Origin of the sequence: Massilimicrobiota sp. An142 (genome assembly GCF_002160725.1) — a bacterium.
Taxonomy (GTDB): Bacteria; Bacillota_I; Bacilli_A; order Erysipelotrichales; family Coprobacillaceae; genus Allocoprobacillus; species Allocoprobacillus merdigallinarum.
On the sequence record NZ_NFLD01000006.1, the window covers coordinates 1 to 21,041 of the forward strand.

At 30.3% G+C, this 21,041-nt stretch carries 26 protein-coding genes and 1 pseudogene; 19 read left to right on the top strand and 8 right to left on the bottom strand.

Annotation, left to right across the window (positions count from 1 at the left end):
* Nucleotides 1-231: pseudogene (locus tag B5E87_RS03785) on the bottom strand (IS91 family transposase); the annotation flags it as partial.
* Nucleotides 232-418: 187 nt separating this feature from the next.
* On the opposite strand from B5E87_RS03785, the gene B5E87_RS03790 reads away from it, so the two are divergent.
* From B5E87_RS03790 to B5E87_RS03800, 3 genes are all read left to right on the top strand, one after another.
* Nucleotides 419-1,744, top strand: coding sequence for an MATE family efflux transporter (locus tag B5E87_RS03790; protein WP_087243602.1), 1,326 nt, complete (start codon nt 419-421; stop codon nt 1,742-1,744).
* Between the two features lie 61 nt (nt 1,745-1,805).
* Nucleotides 1,806-2,216 (top strand): peptide deformylase, encoded by a 411-nt coding sequence (locus B5E87_RS03795; RefSeq protein ID WP_087243603.1) that lies wholly within the window; start codon nt 1,806-1,808, stop codon nt 2,214-2,216.
* Nucleotides 2,216-3,424 (top strand): Nramp family divalent metal transporter, encoded by a 1,209-nt coding sequence (locus B5E87_RS03800; protein WP_087243604.1) that lies wholly within the window; start codon nt 2,216-2,218, stop codon nt 3,422-3,424. The genes B5E87_RS03795 and B5E87_RS03800 overlap by 1 nt, the downstream gene beginning before the upstream one ends.
* Before the next feature lie 86 nt (nt 3,425-3,510).
* On the opposite strand, the gene B5E87_RS03805 is transcribed toward B5E87_RS03800, so the two are convergent.
* Nucleotides 3,511-4,179 carry a MurR/RpiR family transcriptional regulator gene (locus B5E87_RS03805; protein WP_087243605.1) on the bottom strand — a complete coding sequence of 223 codons (669 nt, stop codon included), beginning with the start codon at nt 4,177-4,179 and terminating at the stop codon, nt 3,511-3,513.
* A 53-nt stretch (nt 4,180-4,232) separates the two neighbouring features.
* Between B5E87_RS03805 and B5E87_RS03810 the strand changes: the two genes are divergently transcribed.
* The gene (locus B5E87_RS03810; protein ID WP_087243606.1) at nt 4,233-4,844 is read left to right on the top strand and encodes an AAA family ATPase; all 612 of its coding nucleotides are present in this window, start codon (nt 4,233-4,235) and stop codon (nt 4,842-4,844) included.
* Nucleotides 4,845-4,859: 15 nt separating this feature from the next.
* Nucleotides 4,860-6,146 carry a PTS sugar transporter subunit IIC gene (locus tag B5E87_RS03815; RefSeq protein WP_087243607.1) on the top strand — a complete coding sequence of 429 codons (1,287 nt, stop codon included), beginning with the start codon at nt 4,860-4,862 and terminating at the stop codon, nt 6,144-6,146.
* Between the two features lie 61 nt (nt 6,147-6,207).
* On the opposite strand, the gene B5E87_RS03820 is transcribed toward B5E87_RS03815, so the two are convergent.
* Complete coding sequence (locus tag B5E87_RS03820) at nt 6,208-6,729, bottom strand: TetR/AcrR family transcriptional regulator (protein WP_087243608.1); 522 nt, start codon at nt 6,727-6,729, stop codon at nt 6,208-6,210.
* 119 nt (nt 6,730-6,848) lie between these two features.
* Here B5E87_RS03820 and B5E87_RS03825 point away from each other — a divergent pair, with 119 nt between their 5' ends.
* From B5E87_RS03825 to B5E87_RS03840, 4 genes are all read left to right on the top strand, one after another.
* Complete coding sequence (locus B5E87_RS03825; protein WP_087243609.1) at nt 6,849-7,718, top strand: SDR family oxidoreductase; 870 nt, start codon at nt 6,849-6,851, stop codon at nt 7,716-7,718.
* Nucleotides 7,719-7,796: 78 nt separating this feature from the next.
* Complete coding sequence (locus B5E87_RS03830; RefSeq protein ID WP_087243610.1) at nt 7,797-8,537, top strand: MurR/RpiR family transcriptional regulator; 741 nt, start codon at nt 7,797-7,799, stop codon at nt 8,535-8,537.
* A gap of 69 nt (nt 8,538-8,606) precedes the next feature.
* On the top strand, nt 8,607-9,281 hold the full coding sequence (locus B5E87_RS03835) for a DUF6198 family protein (protein WP_087243611.1): 675 nt from the start codon (nt 8,607-8,609) through the stop codon (nt 9,279-9,281).
* A gap of 13 nt (nt 9,282-9,294) precedes the next feature.
* A complete protein-coding gene (locus tag B5E87_RS03840) occupies nt 9,295-10,716 on the top strand; it encodes a 6-phospho-beta-glucosidase (protein ID WP_087243612.1) in 1,422 nt (473 codons plus the stop codon).
* 26 nt (nt 10,717-10,742) lie between these two features.
* Here B5E87_RS03840 and B5E87_RS03845 read toward each other — a convergent pair whose 3' ends face one another.
* Nucleotides 10,743-11,363, bottom strand: coding sequence for a hypothetical protein (locus B5E87_RS03845; RefSeq protein ID WP_087243613.1), 621 nt, complete (start codon nt 11,361-11,363; stop codon nt 10,743-10,745).
* A gap of 140 nt (nt 11,364-11,503) precedes the next feature.
* On the opposite strand from B5E87_RS03845, the gene B5E87_RS03850 reads away from it, so the two are divergent.
* The 3 genes from B5E87_RS03850 (at nt 11,504) to B5E87_RS03860 (ending at nt 14,246) form a co-directional block, all read left to right on the top strand.
* The gene (locus tag B5E87_RS03850) at nt 11,504-12,058 is read left to right on the top strand and encodes an ECF transporter S component (RefSeq protein WP_087243614.1); all 555 of its coding nucleotides are present in this window, start codon (nt 11,504-11,506) and stop codon (nt 12,056-12,058) included.
* Entirely contained in the window at nt 12,027-12,449 is a 423-nt protein-coding gene (locus B5E87_RS03855) for a DUF1893 domain-containing protein (RefSeq protein ID WP_087243615.1), read from the top strand. The genes B5E87_RS03850 and B5E87_RS03855 overlap by 32 nt, the downstream gene beginning before the upstream one ends.
* A gap of 159 nt (nt 12,450-12,608) precedes the next feature.
* Nucleotides 12,609-14,246, top strand: coding sequence for a glycoside hydrolase family 2 protein (locus tag B5E87_RS03860; RefSeq protein ID WP_087243616.1), 1,638 nt, complete (start codon nt 12,609-12,611; stop codon nt 14,244-14,246).
* A gap of 6 nt (nt 14,247-14,252) precedes the next feature.
* Here the strand turns inward: B5E87_RS03860 and B5E87_RS03865 are convergent, their stop codons facing one another.
* Together B5E87_RS03865 and B5E87_RS03870 are read right to left on the bottom strand one after the other, a co-directional pair.
* Complete coding sequence (locus B5E87_RS03865) at nt 14,253-14,762, bottom strand: Rrf2 family transcriptional regulator (RefSeq protein WP_241147122.1); 510 nt, start codon at nt 14,760-14,762, stop codon at nt 14,253-14,255.
* A gap of 24 nt (nt 14,763-14,786) precedes the next feature.
* Nucleotides 14,787-15,239, bottom strand: coding sequence for a GNAT family N-acetyltransferase (locus tag B5E87_RS03870; protein ID WP_087243618.1), 453 nt, complete (start codon nt 15,237-15,239; stop codon nt 14,787-14,789).
* A gap of 74 nt (nt 15,240-15,313) precedes the next feature.
* Here B5E87_RS03870 and B5E87_RS03875 point away from each other — a divergent pair, with 74 nt between their 5' ends.
* The 3 genes from B5E87_RS03875 (at nt 15,314) to B5E87_RS03885 (ending at nt 16,610) form a co-directional block, all read left to right on the top strand.
* A complete protein-coding gene (locus B5E87_RS03875) occupies nt 15,314-15,877 on the top strand; it encodes a GNAT family N-acetyltransferase (protein ID WP_087243619.1) in 564 nt (187 codons plus the stop codon).
* Nucleotides 15,878-15,988: 111 nt separating this feature from the next.
* A complete protein-coding gene (locus B5E87_RS03880) occupies nt 15,989-16,216 on the top strand; it encodes a helix-turn-helix transcriptional regulator (protein WP_087243620.1) in 228 nt (75 codons plus the stop codon).
* A complete protein-coding gene (locus B5E87_RS03885) occupies nt 16,203-16,610 on the top strand; it encodes a hypothetical protein (protein ID WP_087243621.1) in 408 nt (135 codons plus the stop codon). The genes B5E87_RS03880 and B5E87_RS03885 overlap by 14 nt, the downstream gene beginning before the upstream one ends.
* A 13-nt stretch (nt 16,611-16,623) precedes the next feature.
* Here B5E87_RS03885 and B5E87_RS03890 read toward each other — a convergent pair whose 3' ends face one another.
* Both B5E87_RS03890 and B5E87_RS03895 read right to left on the bottom strand, forming a co-directional pair.
* Nucleotides 16,624-17,358, bottom strand: coding sequence for a nucleoside/nucleotide kinase family protein (locus B5E87_RS03890; RefSeq protein WP_087243622.1), 735 nt, complete (start codon nt 17,356-17,358; stop codon nt 16,624-16,626).
* Nucleotides 17,359-17,366: 8 nt separating this feature from the next.
* On the bottom strand, nt 17,367-17,948 hold the full coding sequence (locus tag B5E87_RS03895) for a hypothetical protein (RefSeq protein ID WP_087243623.1): 582 nt from the start codon (nt 17,946-17,948) through the stop codon (nt 17,367-17,369).
* Between the two features lie 89 nt (nt 17,949-18,037).
* Between B5E87_RS03895 and B5E87_RS03900 the strand changes: the two genes are divergently transcribed.
* From B5E87_RS03900 to B5E87_RS03915, 4 genes are all read left to right on the top strand, one after another.
* A complete protein-coding gene (locus B5E87_RS03900) occupies nt 18,038-18,589 on the top strand; it encodes an SOS response-associated peptidase (protein ID WP_087243624.1) in 552 nt (183 codons plus the stop codon).
* A gap of 60 nt (nt 18,590-18,649) precedes the next feature.
* The gene (gene bcp, locus B5E87_RS03905) at nt 18,650-19,114 is read left to right on the top strand and encodes a thioredoxin-dependent thiol peroxidase (RefSeq protein WP_087243625.1); all 465 of its coding nucleotides are present in this window, start codon (nt 18,650-18,652) and stop codon (nt 19,112-19,114) included.
* A gap of 76 nt (nt 19,115-19,190) precedes the next feature.
* Nucleotides 19,191-20,201 (top strand): Cof-type HAD-IIB family hydrolase, encoded by a 1,011-nt coding sequence (locus B5E87_RS03910; protein WP_087243626.1) that lies wholly within the window; start codon nt 19,191-19,193, stop codon nt 20,199-20,201.
* The gene (locus B5E87_RS03915) at nt 20,198-21,034 is read left to right on the top strand and encodes a MurR/RpiR family transcriptional regulator (protein ID WP_087243627.1); all 837 of its coding nucleotides are present in this window, start codon (nt 20,198-20,200) and stop codon (nt 21,032-21,034) included. Before B5E87_RS03910 ends, B5E87_RS03915 begins: the two co-directional genes overlap by 4 nt.
* The last annotated feature ends 7 nt before the right edge of the window (nt 21,035-21,041 follow it).

The window sequence follows — 21,041 nt, forward strand, 5'->3', positions numbered from 1 at the left end:
GTCAGGACATTCATACGTATCAAAACCAAGATAGACGGAACCACAGAGGATAGTATCGAGAATATTCTTATAAGTCACATCACGCATTCTATTGTCATTGTAAAGCTTAGTAATATAATTGATATTATCAAAAAAAATATAACCAAAAGATTCTTTAGTATTCTTTCTTATATAAGAAGATAAGACAGCAGAATCGTATAAAAGAGTATCAGGAGTAGAGAGATCAATCATAAGAACACCACCTAAGATGATTATACAATACAAAAAAGCGATAATCATCAAAGATGATTAATCGCCATGGACAAAATTTATTTTGTCCTTTTTTTATGCTTGTTAAGCATTATAATGAATAGATTATAAGTATTAGACATTAAAAAAAGACTTTTATATAATAGAAAAGTCAAAGGATGGTGGGGATATGTTTTCAAATCGTGCATTAAAAGAAATGATTGTTCCACTTTTTTTCGAACAATTATTAGTTATGCTAGTAGGGATAGCAGATACTTTTGTTGTCAGCTTTGTGGGAGAGGCGGCTGTATCTGGTGTTTCTTTGGTCAATATGTTTAATACAATTTTTATTTATCTGTTTACAGCATTAGCCTCAGGTGGTGCTGTTATCATCAGTCAGTATATTGGCTGTGAAGATCAAAAAAATACAGTGAAGTCATCCAGCCAGTTGCTTATGTTTTCTACTGTGTTTTCTATTATTATAGCGGTTATAACATTGATATTTAATCGTCCATTATTAACGCTTTTATTTGGAAAAGTTGAAAATTCTGTTATGGAAGCTTGTGTAACTTATTTAAGAATATCTGCCTATTCTTATCCAGCCTTGGCTATTTATAATGCTGGAGCTGCACTTTATCGCAGTATTGGAAAAACCAGTACAACGATGTATATTTCATTGATTTCCAATGTTATTAATGTCATTGGAAATCTGATTGGCGTTTTTGTTTTGGATGCAGGCGTTGCTGGCGTTGCATATCCATCTTTAATTGCCAGAACTTTTTCAGCAGTTGCGATTACAGTTCTCCGTTTTTCAAAAAGCCGTTTTGCTCATTACAGTAAAGAATGGATTTTGAAATGGGATGGACCTATGTTAAAAAGAATTTTAAATATTGCAATTCCTAATGGAATTGAAAACGGTATTTTCCAGCTTGTTAAAGTTGCATTAAGCAGTGTTGTCGCTTTATTTGGAACTTATCAGATTGCAGCGAATGGAATTGCTCAAAGTATTTGGTCATTAGCGGCATTGATTGGCTCAGCGATGGGACCAGTCTTTATAACTGTGATTGGGCAGTGCATGGGAGCCAATCAGGTAAAAGAAGCAGAGTATTATTTTTATAAAATGATGAAATTAACACTTGTGTTATCTATTATCTGGAATGTTCTTGTCTTTATCATTACACCTATTTTTATGCAATTTTATCAGGTTTCAGAAGAAACACGACAATTGGTTATTATCCTTGTCTTCATTCATAATGTTTTTAATACTGTTGCCTTTCCATTTTCAGGACCATTATCAAATGGACTCCGTGCTGCTGGTGATGTCAAATATACAATGGTTGTTTCCATTGCTTCAACAGTTTTAGGAAGATTAATTTTCTCATTGATCTTTGCGATAGGATTGAACCTAGGAGTCATTGGTATTGCCTTAGCCATGTGTCTTGACTGGTCAATGAGAGGGATTATCTTTTATATTCGCTTTCGTTCAAAAAAATGGACAAAGTTTAAAGTTATTTAAATCTTCTTGTGATGAGAAGATTTTTTTTATAAAATAAAGATAATAGAAAAGAGGCGATCATATGATCAAAGATATCGTAAAAGATCAATTTTTTTTACAACAAAAATCAATAGATGCCACAAAGGAAGATTTACCTGTTGTTCAGGATTTATTAGATACCATTCAGGCTCATGAAACTTGTGTTGGCATAGCAGCTAATATGATAGGTGAATTAAAAAATATTATCGTTGTCTATGATGGAAAACAATATCTTGTGTTGATCAATCCGCAGATGATACAGGCACATAAACCACTCTATACCTGTCAGGAAGGATGTCTATGTCATGATGGTTTGAAAGAAACAAAACGTTATGAAAAAATAAAAGTGAAATATTTAGATCAGGACTTTCGTCCAAAAATCAAAACCTTTGATAAACAAACAGCCCAGATTATTCAACATGAAATAGATCATTGTCAGGGGATTTTAATCTAATGGAAAAGAAAAACTGGTTACATAGATTAAAAAATATTGGACCAGGAGCCATTGTTGTGGCTGCTTTTATTGGGCCAGGAACGATCACAGTTTGTTCTTCGACAGGGGCAAGTTATGGATATACTTTATTGTGGGTGTTATTATTTGCGACAATTGCAACAATTATTTTTCAGGAAATGGCAGCCAGATTAGGCATTGTTACAAAAATGGGACTTGGTGAAAACATTCGTGAGAAAATTTCTTCTCGCACAATCAAAGCCATAGTATCAGTCATTGTTGTGATGGCTATCTTTGTAGGGAATATTGCTTATGAAACAGGTAATATGACAGGAGGTGCTATGGGTATAGCAACATTGCTTCCTCATGTCCCTATTTCATCAATTGCCATTGTTATGGGAATTATTGCTATGATTTTATTGTTTTCTGGAAGTTATCAGTATATTGAAAAGTTTTTAACAGCTTTGGTTTTTGTGATGGCTTTTACTTTTATTTTAACGACTTTTTTATCAAAACCAGATTGGAGTCAAATCATTGCTGGTTTTATACCAAGTTTTTATGATGTAGACTGGTTAAGTGTCGTTGGCCTTGTTGGAACAACAGTTGTTCCTTATAATTTGTTTTTACATTCTTCAAGTGCTGCCCAACGTTGGCAGCATAAAGAAGATCTCAAAGATGCCAGATTAGATACTGTTTTGTCTATAGGATTAGGTGGGATTGTATCTATGTGTATTGTGATTGTTTCGGCAACCAATTGTGCAGGTATTGAGATAGAAAGTGCCAACGATTTATCATTAGCATTGCAGCCAGTCTTAGGAAATTTTGCAAGCTATTTAGTTAGTATTGGATTATTTGCAGCTGGATTGACTTCAACGATTACTGCCCCACTAGCAACAGCGTATGCCACATGTGGTATTTTAGGAATTGATCAAGATATGAAGTCTATACAATTCCGTAGTATCTGGTTTATAGTTATTGTATGTGGAATGTTTTTCATTCTTGTTAATCAGTCAACACCAACTGAATTAATATTGATTGCCCAAGTTGCCAATGCTATTATTTTACCCATTATGGCTATTTTCTTGATGTATTGTATGAATCATCCCCAACTTGGACAATATCGCAACCATCTTTTAAGTAACTTAGCTGGTATTATGGTATTGTTCATTACGATTGTTTTATGTATTCAAAATATTATCAAGATTATTTAAAAACATGTTATAAATTCTATAACATGTTTTTTTCTTGGATAAATTAATATAATTTTATTGGTGTTATTTGTATAATATTGTCGGCTTTAAAATAATAATGTTTCAAAAGCAATAATAGCTTCGCCAAAGAAGGTATTAGGACGATTTAAATCATGTGAAAATGAGTCATATTGTTCAATAACGATTGGTAATGTAGAAAGCTGAATAATAGGGGATTGAGGATTACCAATAAAGCTAATAATAGGAACATGATTATGATAAGCCGTTTCAATCATTTCGTTTAAGCGTGGTGTTTTTCCTGAATAAGATACAACAATAAAAATGGTATTATCAAAAAAGTGCTGACTAAACATTTCCATATGGACAACACACATTGTAGAATAACCTAAAAGGGTTAAGCGTTGTTGCATATATTCAGCAATAGGAGCAGAAAATCCTAAACCAAAAACAATAATGCGTTTAGAATGATCTTGGAGTAAAGATTGGAATTGTTGAAAAAAAGAACGATATTGTTCATGATAGTTGATAGTATGATTATCCTTGGTAGATGTCAGATGATAAATCATATCACTATAACCATCAAAACCAAACTTCTTACAAAGTTTATAAATAGTAGAAGTACTGGTATAGTTATCTTTTGCCATTTGACGTATACCAATTGACTTGAGTTCAATAAGATGTTCTTGGATATAACTCACAATTTGTTTCTCTAGATTATTTAATTCAAATTTTTCTGATAAATGCTCAATATTCATAAAAACACCTCCAAAACTATTATGTCATATTCAAAAGAAAGGAGCAAGAATTCATGGCTAAAAAAATGTATGACCCTTGGTCAAAAATTACAACAAGAAATGGTTATGCTGGAGATGAAGTAATTTCTGCTTTACAGAAATCTATTCGTAGAGGTTTAGAAGAACAGGCGTGTATGTTTGCTTATGAACTCTATATTTCATCACCTCAATTAGAAGAAAAATTATGGCGAAGATTATTAACAATTTCAGTAGAAGATATTGGTATGGGAAATCCAATGGCATCTGTTGTTGTGAATAACTTATATCAGATGAGTAGAGAATTTGATTATGCTGATGGAGATAGACCTATCTATTTCATTCATGCCATTAGATATATGTGCCAATCTGAAAAAGATCGTTCAAGTGATTTATTGAAAAACATTTGTATCAAATCTTTTGCAATGGGGAAATTACCAGAAATTCCTGATTATGCATTAGATAAACATACACAACGTGGACAGGCAATGGGAAGAGATTCATTCCATTTCTTAAATGAAGCGAGCCGTGTTTATCCACAAAAAGAAATTGATAATGACTATAAAGAAAGATATGCAAAGATTTTAGAAGAATATGATCCAGAAAATGTAGTAGATACAGCATTTACATTTAATGGATGGCAATTTTAAAAGGGAGAGTAAAAAATGATTAGTCGATTAGAACAATTATTATCACCGCTTGGAAATAAGTTAGGAAATCAAAGACATTTACAGGCTATTTCTAATGGGATGATGATGTCACTTGCATTGATTGTTGTAGGATCAATATTTTTAATTATCGCCAATCCACCAATTAATTTAGATATCGTGGATATGAATACAGGAAATATTTTCCTAAAAGCGATGATTGCCTGGAAACAATGGGCAGTAGCGAATTATAATACCATTACCATTCCATATACAATGACTATGGGATTGATTGGTTTAGTGACAGCATTTGGAGTTGCTTATTCATTAGCTGAAACTTATCAAATGAAACCAGCAATCAATGGAATTATTTCTATGTGTGTATTCCTTATGATTTCTGCTCCTGTTACTGATGGACAATTATCAATGACTTATCTAGGAGCAGATGGTTTATTTGTCGCATTAATTATTGGTTTAATTTCAGTTGAAATTTGTCGTGTTGTTGGAAATAAAATTGTCTTTACATTTCCAGAAAGTGTACCAACAGCAGTCACAAACTTTGTGAATTCATTATTACCATTAGCAGCTAATATTATTATTATCTATGGTTTAAATCTTGTCTTAATGGGTGTCAGTGGTCAATCATTACCACAGTTTGTTATGAGTATTTTAACACCAGCTATTTCAGGTGTTGATAATGTTTGGGCTTATATGGGAATCTTTGCCTTTTCTAATATTTTATGGTTATTTGGAATCAATGGCTCATCTATCATTTTCCCAATTGTGTTCACATTAGGAATTACAAACTCTGGACTGAATGCCGATTTAATCAATGCTGGACAAAGTGCTGAACATATCATGAACTTACAGATGTATAGATATGCAGTTCTTGGTGGTGGAGGAAACACTTTAGGTCTTGTCTTATTAATGTGTTTTTCTCATGTGAAGCATTTAAAAACAATTGGTCGTTTAAGCCTAGTCCCAGGTATTTGCGGAATCAATGAACCAGTTATTTTTGGTGCGCCAATCGTCTTAAATCCTATTTTAGCGATACCATTTGTTTTCATGCCATGTATTTCTATTGGTTTAGGATATCTTGTTCAAAGCATTGGTCTTGTAAACATGGGATATATTGTTGACCCTTCATTTACACCATTCTTTGCACAAGGATTCTTATCAGCATTAGATTTAAGAAATGTTATCTTTATGTGTGTATTGATTGTTATAAGTATGGTTGTGTATTACCCATTCTTTAAAGTCTATGAAAAATCAATAGCTCAAAAAGAAGGTATTGAAGAAAAATAATAAGAAAAGAGATTTCATTCATGATGCTCATGTTTGAAATCTCTTTTTCTATCATAATAGTTTATGACTGTTTTTGTAATTGTTTAATCATTTGAAATAATTCTTGAGGTGTTTCTTTTTTATCTGATAATATCCAATAATAACAGATTTGAAAATAAGGGATTGTATGATAAATCATAAAGTATTCTTTATATTGATGAATGAAAGGATTATTTGATTGTTCTAAACTATTTAAGATACAATGAGTATTATATTTTGCGATATAGGGAAGTAAATTCCACTTTTGTAATGCCAGTAAAAGGGCAGTATTTTTATCAAAGAATTGTATAAAATCTAAGATAGCCTCATCACTTGTAAAATAGGAAATATCAATATATTTATTTTGAAATGCTTTTTGATGAGCTTGTCGATAGGCTTCTTTTAAAACATCTTCAACAGATTGGTAATTATTATAAAAAGCATTTCTTGAAACATGAGCTTTTGTGACTAAAGATGTAATTGTGATATCCTCAATAGATGTCTTTTGTAATAAATCAATAAGTGCCTCAGTAATCTGTTGTTTAGAATAATTTGCTTTGTTCATGACAATCACCCATTTCATTATATCAAATAACAACAAAAATGCGAAGAATGTCCTTTTTGACTTATACTTATTGATAAAATATAAAGAAAGATTTATAGTGCATTTAGGAGGATAGAAAAATGAAAGATTATTTTGGATATCAAGGACAAATCGCAGTTGTGACAGGTGCAGCTTCTGGGATGGGAAAAGCAACAACAGAAATGTTAGTGGATTTAGGAGCAAAAGTTTATGCATTAGATTGGCAGAAAGTAGAGGTAGATGGAATTGAAAAATATATACATGTTGATTTAAGTCAAAAAGAGTCTATAGATCAGGCATTTCAAGAGATTCCTGACCATATTCATGCTTTCTTTGGTATAGCAGGAGTTTCAGGAGCAAAAAATGATTTTATAACAACTTGTAAAATTGATTTATTATCTAATCAATATATTTGTGAAGAATATTTAATTCATAGAATGCAAAAAGGTGACGCTATTGCATTTATGACATCTACAGGTGGTAATGGATGGGAAAGAGAAGATAATAAAGATATTTATTTACCAGTTATTCAGGCATCTGGATGGGATGGAAAAGTTGCGGCTATAGAAAAAACAGGTATGAGTCGAATGCCTGGAACAATGGCATACCCATTTAGTAAATTAGCTATGAATTATTTAACAGTCTATTTACAATCTACATTTGCATCTCAAGGTATAAGAGTAAATGCTGTATTACCCGGTTCAACAGATACAGGTATGAAAGATGAATTTACACAAATGGCTGGTGGTGAAGAAGCTCTATTATCTCATTGTGGTTATGCAAAACGTCTGGCTACCAGTGAAGAAATGGCTATGCCTATCGTCTTTTTAAATAGTGTAATGGCTTCATATATTTCTGGTGAACATTTAATTGTTGATTTTAGTCAAACCAGTGAAGAAATTGCAGGAATTAAGCCAGTAGGACAAGTGATTTCTTTAAAAGGAATATTAGAATATATGAAAAATATGTAATCTTCATTTATAAATGTTATAATTGTAATGACAGTTATAGCATTTTATTTTTCGTTATATAAGTGAATGGTGATAATGATGATTATAGATAAGGTTAATGATATTATTAATGGACATACAAGTAAAAATTCATTATATGTTTTTTGTGTTTTTATTAAGGAAAATATTGCAAAGATTCCTAGAATGACTATTGAAGATATAGCAAAAGCATGTTATATATCAAAAGGACAAGTTTCAAAGTGTATTCGAAATCTAGATTATCAAAATTATGAGGAATTTATATATGAATGTTATTCATATTTAGATTCCTTAGAAAGAAGGCAGCTTTTCATTGATAAAAAATTATCTTTAAAGGAAAACATAAGCATTTTTTCTGATAATTTTCTTAAAAATATACAGTACACTCAAAAATATTTAGATTATACTCAAATAGAAGAACTTATTAAAAATATAAAAACTTCTCGTAAAATTTACTTATATGCTCAAGGGGATGCACGATCACTTATTTATAATATTCAAAGGGAATTGAATATATATCATATCAATACAATTATTTGTGACGTGGATTTAAAAAAAGAATATTCTTTTACAAATCAAGATTTACTTATTATTATAAGCATAAATGGAGATACTTTTCACTATGATAAAAGAATTATTCAAAGACTAAGAAAAACAAAAGTTAATAAATGGTTGATTACATGTCAGAATGATATCAATTTCTGTGAAAATCAAATTTTTATACACTGTTTGCATTTTTCTTATCATGTATATATGATGAGATATATTATTGATATTATTATTCTTGGTTTACAAATGTGAGTTTCCTTTTTGGAAACTTTTTTTGATTGTGCTTATTTTTTTTATATGATGATTACAGGAGGATGTTATATGTATAAAATTTCAAGTGAATTACTCTATGTTTTCGCTATTTTGTTATTGGGGTTTGGTGTTAACTTAATGTCAATAGCTGATTGTGGCATGTCAATGATTGTTTGTCCAGCATATATTATTAGTCAAAAATATAATCATTTAACATATGGACAAGCAGAATATTTAGTTGCGGGATTTCTATTTGTTATTTTTTGTATCGTACTACGAAAGTTTCGATTAGCTTATTTAAGTTCGTTTATAACAGGTTTTTTATATGCAACTACGGCTGATATTTTAAAATTCATATTACCAATATTTCAAGTAACTATATCTTCTTTGGTAATACGTATGATTTGTTTCTTTTTGGGTATGATGATATCTGCTTTAGCAGTAGCTATGTTTTATGAAACATATTTTTATCCACAAATTTATGATTTCTTTTGTAAAGTATTATCTAAGAAATATAAAATATCATTGAAGTTATTCAAAACATGTTTTGATTGTACATTTTTAATGATTTCACTATTCATGTCTTTGATATTATTTAATGATTTTGTAGGTATAGGGTTAGGAACAATCATTATGGCAATATGCAATGGAGCATTGATACAATTTTTTCGTACAAAAGTTTTAAGTCATTTTATTTATATACCAAGATTTAAAAAATTATCATATTATTTAAACAATGCATAAAGGAGGAAAAGTTATGGGATTTAAAGAAGGATTTTTATGGGGTGGTGCAACAGCTGCCAATCAAGTTGAAGGTGGTATTTTCGAAGGTGGACGTGGTTTAGCTAATGTCGATTTGATGCCGTATGGTCAAGATCGTTATGCTATTGGAACAGGAGAAAAATGGATTAATCATATTGACAATCACTATTTTCCAAGTCATCAAGCTGTTGATTTTTATCATCATTATAAAGAAGATATTGCATTAATGGCAGAAATGGGATTTAAAGTTTTTAGAATATCCATTGCATGGACACGTATTTTTCCACATGGTGATGAAGAATCACCTAATGAAGAAGGATTAAAATTTTATGAAGATGTATTTAAAGAGTGTCATAAATATCATATTGAACCATTAGTGACAATAAATCATTTTGATTGTCCTATGTATTTGATCAACAAATATGGAGGATGGAGAGATAGAAGAATGATTGATTGTTATGTTAAATTAGCAAAGGTTCTATTGATAAGATATAAACATTTTGTAAAATATTGGCTAACTTTTAATGAAATCAATATGATACTTCATTTTCCGTTTGTTGCAGCAGGACTAAGATTTAAGGATGATGAAAATAAAATACAAGCTATGATTACCTGTGCGCATCATGAATTAGTTGCTAGTGCACTCGTCACAAAACTGGCTCATGAGATTAATCCACAAAATCAAATTGGATGCATGTTAGCAGCAGGGTCTTATTATCCAGCAACATGTAAACCTGAAGATTATTGGAAAGCTATATGTGATAATCGAGAAAGCTATATGTTTATTGATGTTCAATCAAGAGGCTATTATCCTCCATATGCTTTAAAATGGATAGAAAAGAATCAAGCTACCATTCCATTTATGAATGATGATAAGAATTTATTGATGGAAAATACTGTTGATTTTATAAGTTTTTCATATTATTCATCAAGAGTTTCTAGTTCGACTCCTGATAGTAGCTGTCAAACTGAAAGTAATATATTTGCATCTGTTATAAATCCATATTTGAAATCGAGTGAATGGGGATGGCAAATTGATCCTTTAGGTTTAAGAATTACTATGAATGAACTTTATGATCGTTATCAAAAACCATTATTTATTGTTGAAAATGGTTTGGGAGCTAAAGATATTGTAGAAGAAGACGGAACAATTCAAGATGATTATCGCATTCATTATTTAAGAGAACACATTAAAGCGATGAAAGATGCTGTTGACAAAGATGGTGTTGATTTAATGGGATACACAACATGGGGATGTATAGATTTGATTTCCAATGGGACTGGTGAAATGGAAAAAAGATATGGATTTATATATGTAGATAGAGATAACAGGGGAAAGGGAACGTTCAAAAGGTTAAAGAAAAAATCGTTTGAATGGTATAAAAAAGTCATTGCTACAAATGGGGAATTATTATAAAAAAACATGTCACTAGTACATGTTTTTTAATTATATAAAATACTTTGATAATATTCTTTTGTCTTTTGTTCAAAAGATTGATTCATATCCATTTGTTTTTCAATGATTTGTGATTCCATCTGTTGAATTTGATCTTCTTGAGGAGCATGGTCACTGGCAATGACGCTCACTGTAGATATTGTTGCTTGAGGAAATTGTTCTTGGAGATGACGAATCATTTCATTGATTTGATTTTGAATTGTACTTTTAACATCATTGAGTAAATTATCAATAATCAGTAAAATCATATGTATAAAAGGATAATCCTTATCCACCACAACATAAGCACCTAATGCTTGTTGGTGATTCATAGAATTTAATGGGAATTGTTGTGTCATGTCTATTTTTTCAACAAAGTATAATGGGCTATAAAAAACGTGGTCTTCTTTTCGTGTTAAAAATGGTTGATCTTGATCTGGCTGAAGAAATAACATGTCTTTATATAATGAAAAAATAACATTATCATTATAGATAGGTGTTAATTGCTTAAAATCCTCTATTCCTTTGGATAGAGTTGTATACATATCATTGCTGTATTTCATTTTTTCAACATAATCATGTATATCTTCTTGAGAAATCATATCAAGATATTCATAAAGTCTTTTCATAACCTCACCTCAATCATGGAGTATAGCATAAAAGTCATGTATATGAAAGAAGAAAACAGATATAAATTTTAAAAAATAATGATTGACTCTAAACTTCACTTTAGGGTTATGATAGAATAGAATAACAAGGAGGTTTTATCGTGAAAACAAAGAAATTAACATTTGGTGCTATGTGTTTAGCCATATCTTTATTACTACCACAAGTCTTTCATATCATTGGTATGCAACAGGCTGGTTCTGTTTTTCTTCCAATGCATTTACCTGTTTTTATTGGTGGAATGTTACTTGGACCTATCTATGGCTTATTTTTAGGAATCTTTGCTCCATTGACAAGCTTTGTTGTGACTGGAATGCCTTCTGCGGATCGTGTTCTTTTTATGATGAGTGAACTTGCCACTTATGGAATGATGAGTGGACTTTTATTCCATCAGTTCCATTTCTCTAAACAAAAGTTTGGAGCATTATCAGCACTTATTATTTCAATGATTGCTGGTAGAGTTGTTTATGGTATTGTGATTTCTATAGCAACATACATTTTTGGCATTCCTCTTGGTGGTATTCCAGCTGTCATTGCAGCAACAACAACGGGTATTCCAGGTATTATTATTCAATTGATTTTTGTACCAACTATTGTCATGGCGATTGTTAAGGGAGGATATTTTGATGAAGTTGCAGCAACTGCAAAAAAAGCTTAACGAAGAAGGATTATCATTAATTGCTGATAGACAGGGAGAACTCTATACATCAAAGCTTCATGGCATAGGACCAATTATCAATCCTATGAAGGAAGATATATATTATTTTGAAGATGCAATCGTAGTTGATAAAGTCATTGGAAAAGCAACTGCAATGTTACTGATTTTATCAAAAGTGAAATACATTTATGCCTATGTCTTAAGTGAAAAAGCCAAAGAAATATTGGAATATTATCATATCAGTTATGATTGTGAAAAAGTTGTTCCTTATATTATCAATAGAACACATGATGGTATGTGTCCTATGGAAAAGACTGTTTATGATATGAATGATTTAGATGAAGCTTTTATAGCTTTAAAACATAAACAAAGTGAATTAATGAAACAATAATGTAAAAGCATCCCATTTGGATGCTTTTTTCATATAAATGATATCACTTATAATAAACTTTCACATCATGATAATCATTCTTTGTGAATAATATCGTATAAAATGATTTCAGATAAAACATATCTATTATATAATAGAAATATAAAGGAGTTGTTTCATATGAAAAATAAATATGACTATCCTCGTCCACAATTATATCGAGAAAGCTTTCAATCATTAGATGGAGAATGGTTATTAAACCAGCAGACTATCCAAGTCCCTTATCCACCACAAGCTCCTTTGTCTTGTTATCAAGGGGAAATTGGTGAACATCTTCATTATCAAAAGACATTTATATTAGATGATCATATGCTTGGAAAAGAAAAAAGTATTCATTTGCATTTTGGTGCTGTGGATCAAATCGCAAAAGTCTATATAAACCATCAATGTGTAGGAGAACATCAAGGTGGATATTTACCATTCTGGTCTGACATTACATCGTTTATTCAAGATGGAGAAAACCTTTTAGAAGTTCAAGTCACTGATCAGCTATCTGATCTTTATCCTTATGGCAAACAAAAGAAAAAATCAGGTGGTATGTGGTACACACCAGTATCAGGCATTTGGCAATCTGTCTGGCTTGAAGCTGTACAATCACATTACATACAGGATTTAAAAATAACCCCATCTTTAGATCAGATACATCTTCATATTGAAACAACAGCTGATTACTATCAAGTCAGTATTGTCGCAGATGAATTATTTTTAAAAGAAACATTTCATGATAAAGATATTGATATAAACATACCATCTTCATATCGTCATTTATGGACTACAGAAAATCCATATCTATATAGAATATTTATAGATACGGATAATGATCATGTAGAAAGTTATTTTGCTTTAAGAACAGTAGAGGTTAAAAATCAGGATATTCTATTAAATGGAAAGCCTATATTTATACATGGGGTTTTAGATCAGGGCTATTTCCATGATGGATTATATTTGCCTCATCAAATGGATGAGTATGAAAAAGATATTTTAAGAATGAAAGAATTAGGATTTAATTGTTTAAGAAAACATATTAAAGTTGAACCTGAAGCATTTTACTTTGCTTGTGATCAACTTGGAATGTTAGTTATACAAGATCATGTTAATAATGGGCAATATCATTATATCAGAGATACAGTTTTACCAAACTTAGGATTCAAATATCGCTTGGATCATGTAAGAGGGAAACAACTTCAAAAATATATATTTCAAAAACATATGTTGGACACATTGAAGCATTTATATAATCATCCTTGTATTATTGGATATACTATTTTTAATGAAGGATGGGGTCAGATTCAAGCTGATAACATGTATCAATTATGTCAAGACTATGATTCATCTCGTTTTTATGATGCCACTTCTGGCTGGTTTCATCAAAAATTAAGTGATGTTCAAAGCGAACATGTTTATTTTAGAAACAAGGTATTAAAAAATAAACAAAATCGACCTATATTATTAAGTGAATGTGGTGGTTATACAAGAATTGTTGATCAGCATGTCTATTCTTCTCGTCATTATGGTTATGGAACAACCCATAGTGAAGAAGAATTAACGGATCAGATGATAAAAATGTATGAAGAAATGGTGTTACCATCTATTGATCATGGCTTATGTGGATGTATTTATACACAATTATCAGATATAGAAGATGAAATCAATGGTTTATATACATATGATCGTCAAGTATGTAAAGTCAATAAACAGCGTTTATTGAAGCTACAAAAACAAATTCAAAAAACATTTGAGGAAAAGAAAAGAATATAATGATGTTTATTCATTATATTCTGATACATTTTCCTTTTTTTCATTTTGAATATAATATTGAGTATCTTTGATAATATCTGCGAGTGTGATGCTTTTCAATTCATTTTCTAAAGCTTTTTGAACCTGTATTAATTTGTTATCCAATATATGATGAATATTTCTACCTACTGGGCATTGTGGATTAGGGTTTTCATGAAAATGAAATAATTCACCATTTTCAATACAGTCAACAGCATTGTAGATATCTAAGAAAGTAATCTCTTTGGCATCTCTTGCAAAAGAGGTACCGCCACTTCCTCGTTGCACACGGACTAGTCCTGCATTTCTGAGTTGAGAAAGGATTTTTCTTATAATGACAGGATTGACATTGACACTAGAAGCTAAAAAATCACTTGTTATTTTCGTTTCATTTTGAAATGTATCAATACAAGCAAAAATATGTACAGCAATAGTAAAACGACTTGAAATTTGCATATCTACTCCCTCTTTCTTTTCTGCTTTGATTATATAGGGCATTTGATGTAATGTCAATGTTTACAATTACAATATTTGTTCCATCATGATTTTTAAAGGCGTCATACCACATTTTTCATAGAATTTCATTGCTGATTCATTTAAACACCAGACATTTAACGTCACATGATAATAATGTTGCGTTTTCGCATAGTTTAAAACATATTCATAAAGCTGTTTTCCAATATGCTGACCACGACATTTTTCATCTACACATAAATCATCAATATAAAGTGTTTTTTTATTTTCATAATGATGTTGTTCTATACAAAAGACGTATCCAAGTATTTGATGAAGATGATCTTCATAAACAAAGATTGGTCTTGTATCATCTTGTATGACTTTGATAAGTTGTTCATCTGTATATTTTTTACTTCCATGTTGGAATAAATCAGGTCGTCCATCAGCGTGTACATTATTAACTTGAAATAATAAATGATTAAGACTTGCTAAGTCTTGTATTGTTGCTTCTCTAATCATAAAAATCCTCCAATCTTTATTTCTGTTTGACAATATGATATTATGATTATTAATAAAAATCAAGGAGATATCATATGTTACATCAAGGAACAAAGCGATTAAAGAGTCAACGTTTTATTTTACGTCCATTTCAAAAAGATGATGCCAAAGCAATGTTTGAACGTTGGGCAAGTGATGAAGAAGTGACACATTTTTTAACTTGGAAACCACATCAGAATATTCAAGTCACACAACAGATTTTAGACGATTGGATTAAACAATATCAGAATTTGAATTATTATAATTGGGCTATTATTATCAAGGATTATGACCATTTACCTGTTGGCAATATATCAGTTGTAGAAGTGAATGAGAAAACTCATTTAGCTGTTATTGGATATTGTCTTTCACGCCAATATTGGCATCAGGGAGTCATGAGTGAGGTTCTGGATAGAGTCATTGATTTTCTTTTCAATGAAGTAGGCTTTGAATGTATTCAATCTCATCATGATCCTTTAAATCCACATTCTGGACAAGTTATGTTGAAATGTGGAATGACATATGAAGGAACTTTGAGACATAGTGACTGGAATAATCAAGGGATTGTAGATGCATGTTATTATTCCATTTTAAAAGATGAGTATAAAAAGAAAGGTTAGACTTTCTTTTTATATATATTTTAAATATGAAGTAAACTTCATATTTCTATTGTATAATTATAAATAAGAATATATAATATATATGAAGTAAACTTCATATTGGAGGTGCTTATGAAAACAAGAGTTAAAGAATTTAGACTTCAAAAGGGAATGACACAACAGCAGTTAGCAAAGATGGTTCATGTTTCCAATAGAACCATTATTTCCATTGAAAAAGGACAATATAACCCATCACTTATGCTGGCATATCGTCTTTCTCAAGTCTTTCATGTTTCCATTGAAGAATTATGTTGTTTAGAAGATAATTTAAAGGAGGAAGAATCTCATGATCAAAAATAAAAGAAATTTTTTCATAGCTATTATCATGACGCTATTATCTTTTGTTGCCTTCATTATTTATATGAAGACTAATGAATATCGTTATTTCATAACCATGCTAGTAGGTATATTTTATGCAATGATACAATATTATCAGGCATTTTCTACAAGCATCTTTGAAGAATTGAAGATATATAATGATGAAAGAGATGATTTCATTATCATGAAAACAAGTCATCTTCTTTTAAGAATAATGAATTATATTTTATTTATAATGGTTTTTATTTTTTTAATGAGTTATGCGTTATTTGGTATTGGCACATTGCTGATTATATCTTTAACATTGATTGGAATATTAGTCTTTATATTTTTAGGGACACTGTTTATCAATATTTATTTAGAAAAAAGAAATTAAAAACACAGAAATACTACTTCTGTGTATAAATATGATGATTTTCATATAAATGAATATGTGCAGGTAAAGAATGATTAAGGACTTTTTTGGCATTGATGCCATCAGAGTTTTCATAAAATTGTTTAGCTAAATGATAAGGAGTACCACCCATCATTTTACGTTGAATCAAGCGTTTCTTTAGCTCTTGAATAGGAGCTTCAATAAAAAGAGAATCGTCAAATAAAGTGTGAATATCTTTCCATTTCTCTTCATTGAGCAATAAGTAATTACCTTCTAAAAGAACTATTTTTTGACAGATATGAATTTGATCTTCAACAGGATTATGCAAAACTCTGTCATATATAGGAAAATCAATATCATTTGTTTGCATATCTTTTATCTTATTAATGAGTCTATCCACATCAAAAGTTTCTGGACAACCTTTGACATCTTTCATGCATATTTTTTGTTGATTTTTAATGATATAATGCGTATCCAAATAATCTTGATAACGGTGAAAACCATCCATGCCTAAAGCCTGTAAAGGTGTCACATTAGAAATATTTTGTGATAAATATTCAAGAAATAGTGAAAGTGTTGTTTTTCCAGTTCCAGGCGGAGCAGCTAAAAGAATCAATAATCTTTGATTCTTTTCTTTTTGCATTTGTGTCCATTTTTTCAATAAAGGAATAAATATATTTTGAATATTCTGTTCATCAAATTGAGCCTTTATAAGATGTCCATTGACATTAAGTTCATAAGTTTTCATAAGTCCTCCTAAGGAATAATAATTTTTCTTCTCTTTTTATGACAAGTTTTTTCATAGAGTAAAGATTGTATATTCATCTTGATGAGTTCATTACGACGAAAAGATAATGAATGGATTGTCTGTTTTTGAATATCAAAACAATAAAGTTTTGTGACACAATTGATAAAAAGATAATGATAGAAATCATGAGGAATATCTTTTTGGATTAAAAATGTTTTTAAGTTTTCTTGAGATAAATTATGACAGTGAGAAAAAATATAAAGTCCATTATGCAAATATCTTTCATACTTTTTACACTTGATAAGTTTACGTTCAATAGCATCATCTATTTTTTCAAAAACAAAAGAAATGTTTTGATCATCATGATCAAAGGGTGTCATATCCAATGTTTTATATAAAGGTTTTTTCATATCAGCAACCGCTTCTTCAGGAGTTAAAGCCTGAGTGACTTCTATGCCATGATGATAAAGAGGAATACGCAAATCAGGACGATCTGATAATAAGATGTCTTTTTCATCAATATCAAAGAAAGTAGCTAATGTTAATGCAGCATATTTTTCAAAATAATTTTTACTATAAGTTTCACTCATTTGGACACCATCCTTTCTTCTATTATCTCATAGAATACAGGAAAACTCTAGAATCTATGCTATAATAAAAAAAGATTGGAGATAAAAATATGTGTGGAAGATATTATTTAATTAAAAGGATATATGAAGTTTTAAAGGATATGGAGATGGATGTTGCTTCATCATTACAAGTGATAGGAGATTGTAGACCTCATCAGATGTTGCCAGTCATCATTCAAGAAGGAAATCATTGTCAGATAAAAATGATGCAATGGGGCTATACAATCAATTCAAAACTGATTATTAATGCCCGTAGTGAAACGATTTTAGATAAGACATTATTTCGAGAAGATATTCAAAATCGTCGTTGTCTTATTATAGCGAAAGGATTTTATGAGTGGGATATTCATAAACATCAGATATCTTTTGAACCAATGGAAGATATTTTATTGATGGCAGGCTGTTATAATAAACAAGGAGAATTTGTTATTCTAACAAAAGAGGCTAATGATGTGATGCAACCTGTTCATTCGCGAATGCCAGTTATGTTATCACCTCATCAAATCAATAGTTGGTTTGATCAACAAAGCTATCAAAAATATCTTCAGTGTGAAATACCTTTTCATATTGTATCAGGCATCTTACAGCAATCTTTATTTTAAGCAAATGGATTGCATTTTCATAGCAGAGGTATTATGATGAAACAAAGGAGTGAAGGAAAGATGTTAGAAGTTGGAACAATGGCCCCAGATTTTACATTATTGAATCAAAATGGTGAAGAAATATCATTAAGTCAATATCGAGGACAGAAGGTTATTTTATATTTTTATCCAAAAGATAATACACCTGGATGTACAAAACAGGCTTGTGGATTTGCTCAATTATATCCTGATTTTCATGAAAAAGGAGCTGTCATTTTAGGGGTCAGTAAAGATAGTGTGAAATCTCATAAAAAGTTCCAAGAAAAATATCAATTACCTTTTACCTTATTGTCTGATCCAGAATTACAAGTTATACAGGCTTATGATGTCTGGAAAGAAAAAAATATGTATGGTAAAAAAGTCATGGGAGTTGTCAGAACAACATACTTGATTAATGAAGAAGGGATTATTGAAAAAGCATATACAAAAGTGAAAGCTGCTCAAAATCCAGAAGATATGCTGAAAGTTTTAAACGCATCTCAATAGATGTGTTTTTTTTGTTATAGACTAGAAACAAGACTTGAATTTCTTTATAATAAAGCATATAAGGGGAGGAAGACAAATGATTCGATTAATTGCGACGGATATGGATGGCACTTTTTTAGATTCACAAAAAAAGTTTGATAAATCTTTTATAGATTTGTTTTATCAAATGAAAGAGAAAAATATAAAGTTTGTTATAGCGAGTGGAAATCAATATTATCGCCTATATCAAAAATTTTTACCTCTTAGTGATCAGATGTATTTTATTGCTGAAAATGGAAGTTATATTGCAAAAGGAACAACAGAATTGCATTGCGATGTGATTTCATATCAAAAAGTGAAAGAAATGGTACATATTTTATCACAATACCAACGTATTTTTATCATTCTATGTGGGAGAAAAGGTGCTTATATTTTAAAAGATTATTTTGCATATAAAAATGAAGTCAAAAAATATTATTGTGCTTATTCATTTATAGATTCTTATGATGAGATTCATGATGATATTATGAAGATTGCCATCTATGATAAAGAACAGCATATTCAGGATTTGTTGGATGAGATTCGTCAACAGTTACCAGATGGCGTTAAGATTGTTACATCAGGAAATGAATGGATGGATATTCAAAATCAGCACATGCATAAAGGGGTAGGTATCAAATTTTTACAAGATACATACCAGATTAATCCAGATGAATGTGCAGCCTTTGGAGATCAAATGAACGATTATGAAATGTTGCAGGAAGTCAAATATGCTTATGCTATGTCAAATGCAGTAGAACCTATTAAAAATATTGCTTATGAGGTCATTGGATCAAATGATGAGCAAGCTGTGCTCAAGAAGATTCATGATATTTTAGAAGAAACTGAGGGAAAAATGAAGAAAGTAGAATTTGAACGTATGCAATCCGTTACAGTTGGATTTGGTGGAATAAAAGGAAGTAAATATCAGTTTGAAGGCATTGAAGAAAAAGTTAAGCAACGTATCTTGGATGGCTGGACTTATCTGGGGTATGTTCCAATCATAACGAGATCAACAGGAGATGTTGAAACAATTTCTCTTATTTTTGAAAAAGAGGAGACAGCATGAGTCAACGTATTCTAGATCGATTAAATGAAAACTATCATTTAAGTGAAAATGATCAGGTCATTGTCACATATCTGCTGGAACATTTAGAAGAAATTCCACAGCTTTCATCAAGAGAACTCGCCAAAAGAACTTATACCAGTGCAACAACAATCATTCGTTTTATTAAAAAATTAGGATATAAAAATTATAGTGATTTTAAATATCATATCGTTTTGATGTTGAAAAATATGAACTTAGATAATTATGATATCTTTTCTGGTGAAGATATACTTTCTATTTCACAGAAAGTAAGCCAATTAGAAAATGATACGATTCAAAAAACGAAAGATTCTTTAAATCAAAAGGATTTACAGGATATTGTTTCATCTATTGAATCACAAAAATATGTTGATATTTATGCTAATGATACAAATTCAACGATTTGTTATTATGCTGCGCATATTTTCAGTCGTCTTGGTATCTTTGTTCAAGTTTATAAAGATACAGATTTACAGATTAATCATGCTTTAAACATAAAAAATAATCATGTGATTATGATTGTGAGTAAGCATTCTCGAAATCCTTATCTCATTGATTTAAGTCAAACTTTATTACGCAGACATATTCCATTTATCGTTTTTACAGGACAAAATCAAAATCGTTTATCCCAAAATGCAACATATACGATTCATACACCTTTTGATCCACAATCATCCAGTATTCAAGAGTGGGTTTTTTATACATCCTTAAAATATATTTTTGATTTGATTTATAGTCTTTTGTATTCTATGTCTTATGAAAAAACAAAAAAATACAAACAACTTTATGATCAAATCTTTTTTAAGAATCTGTAACATTGTT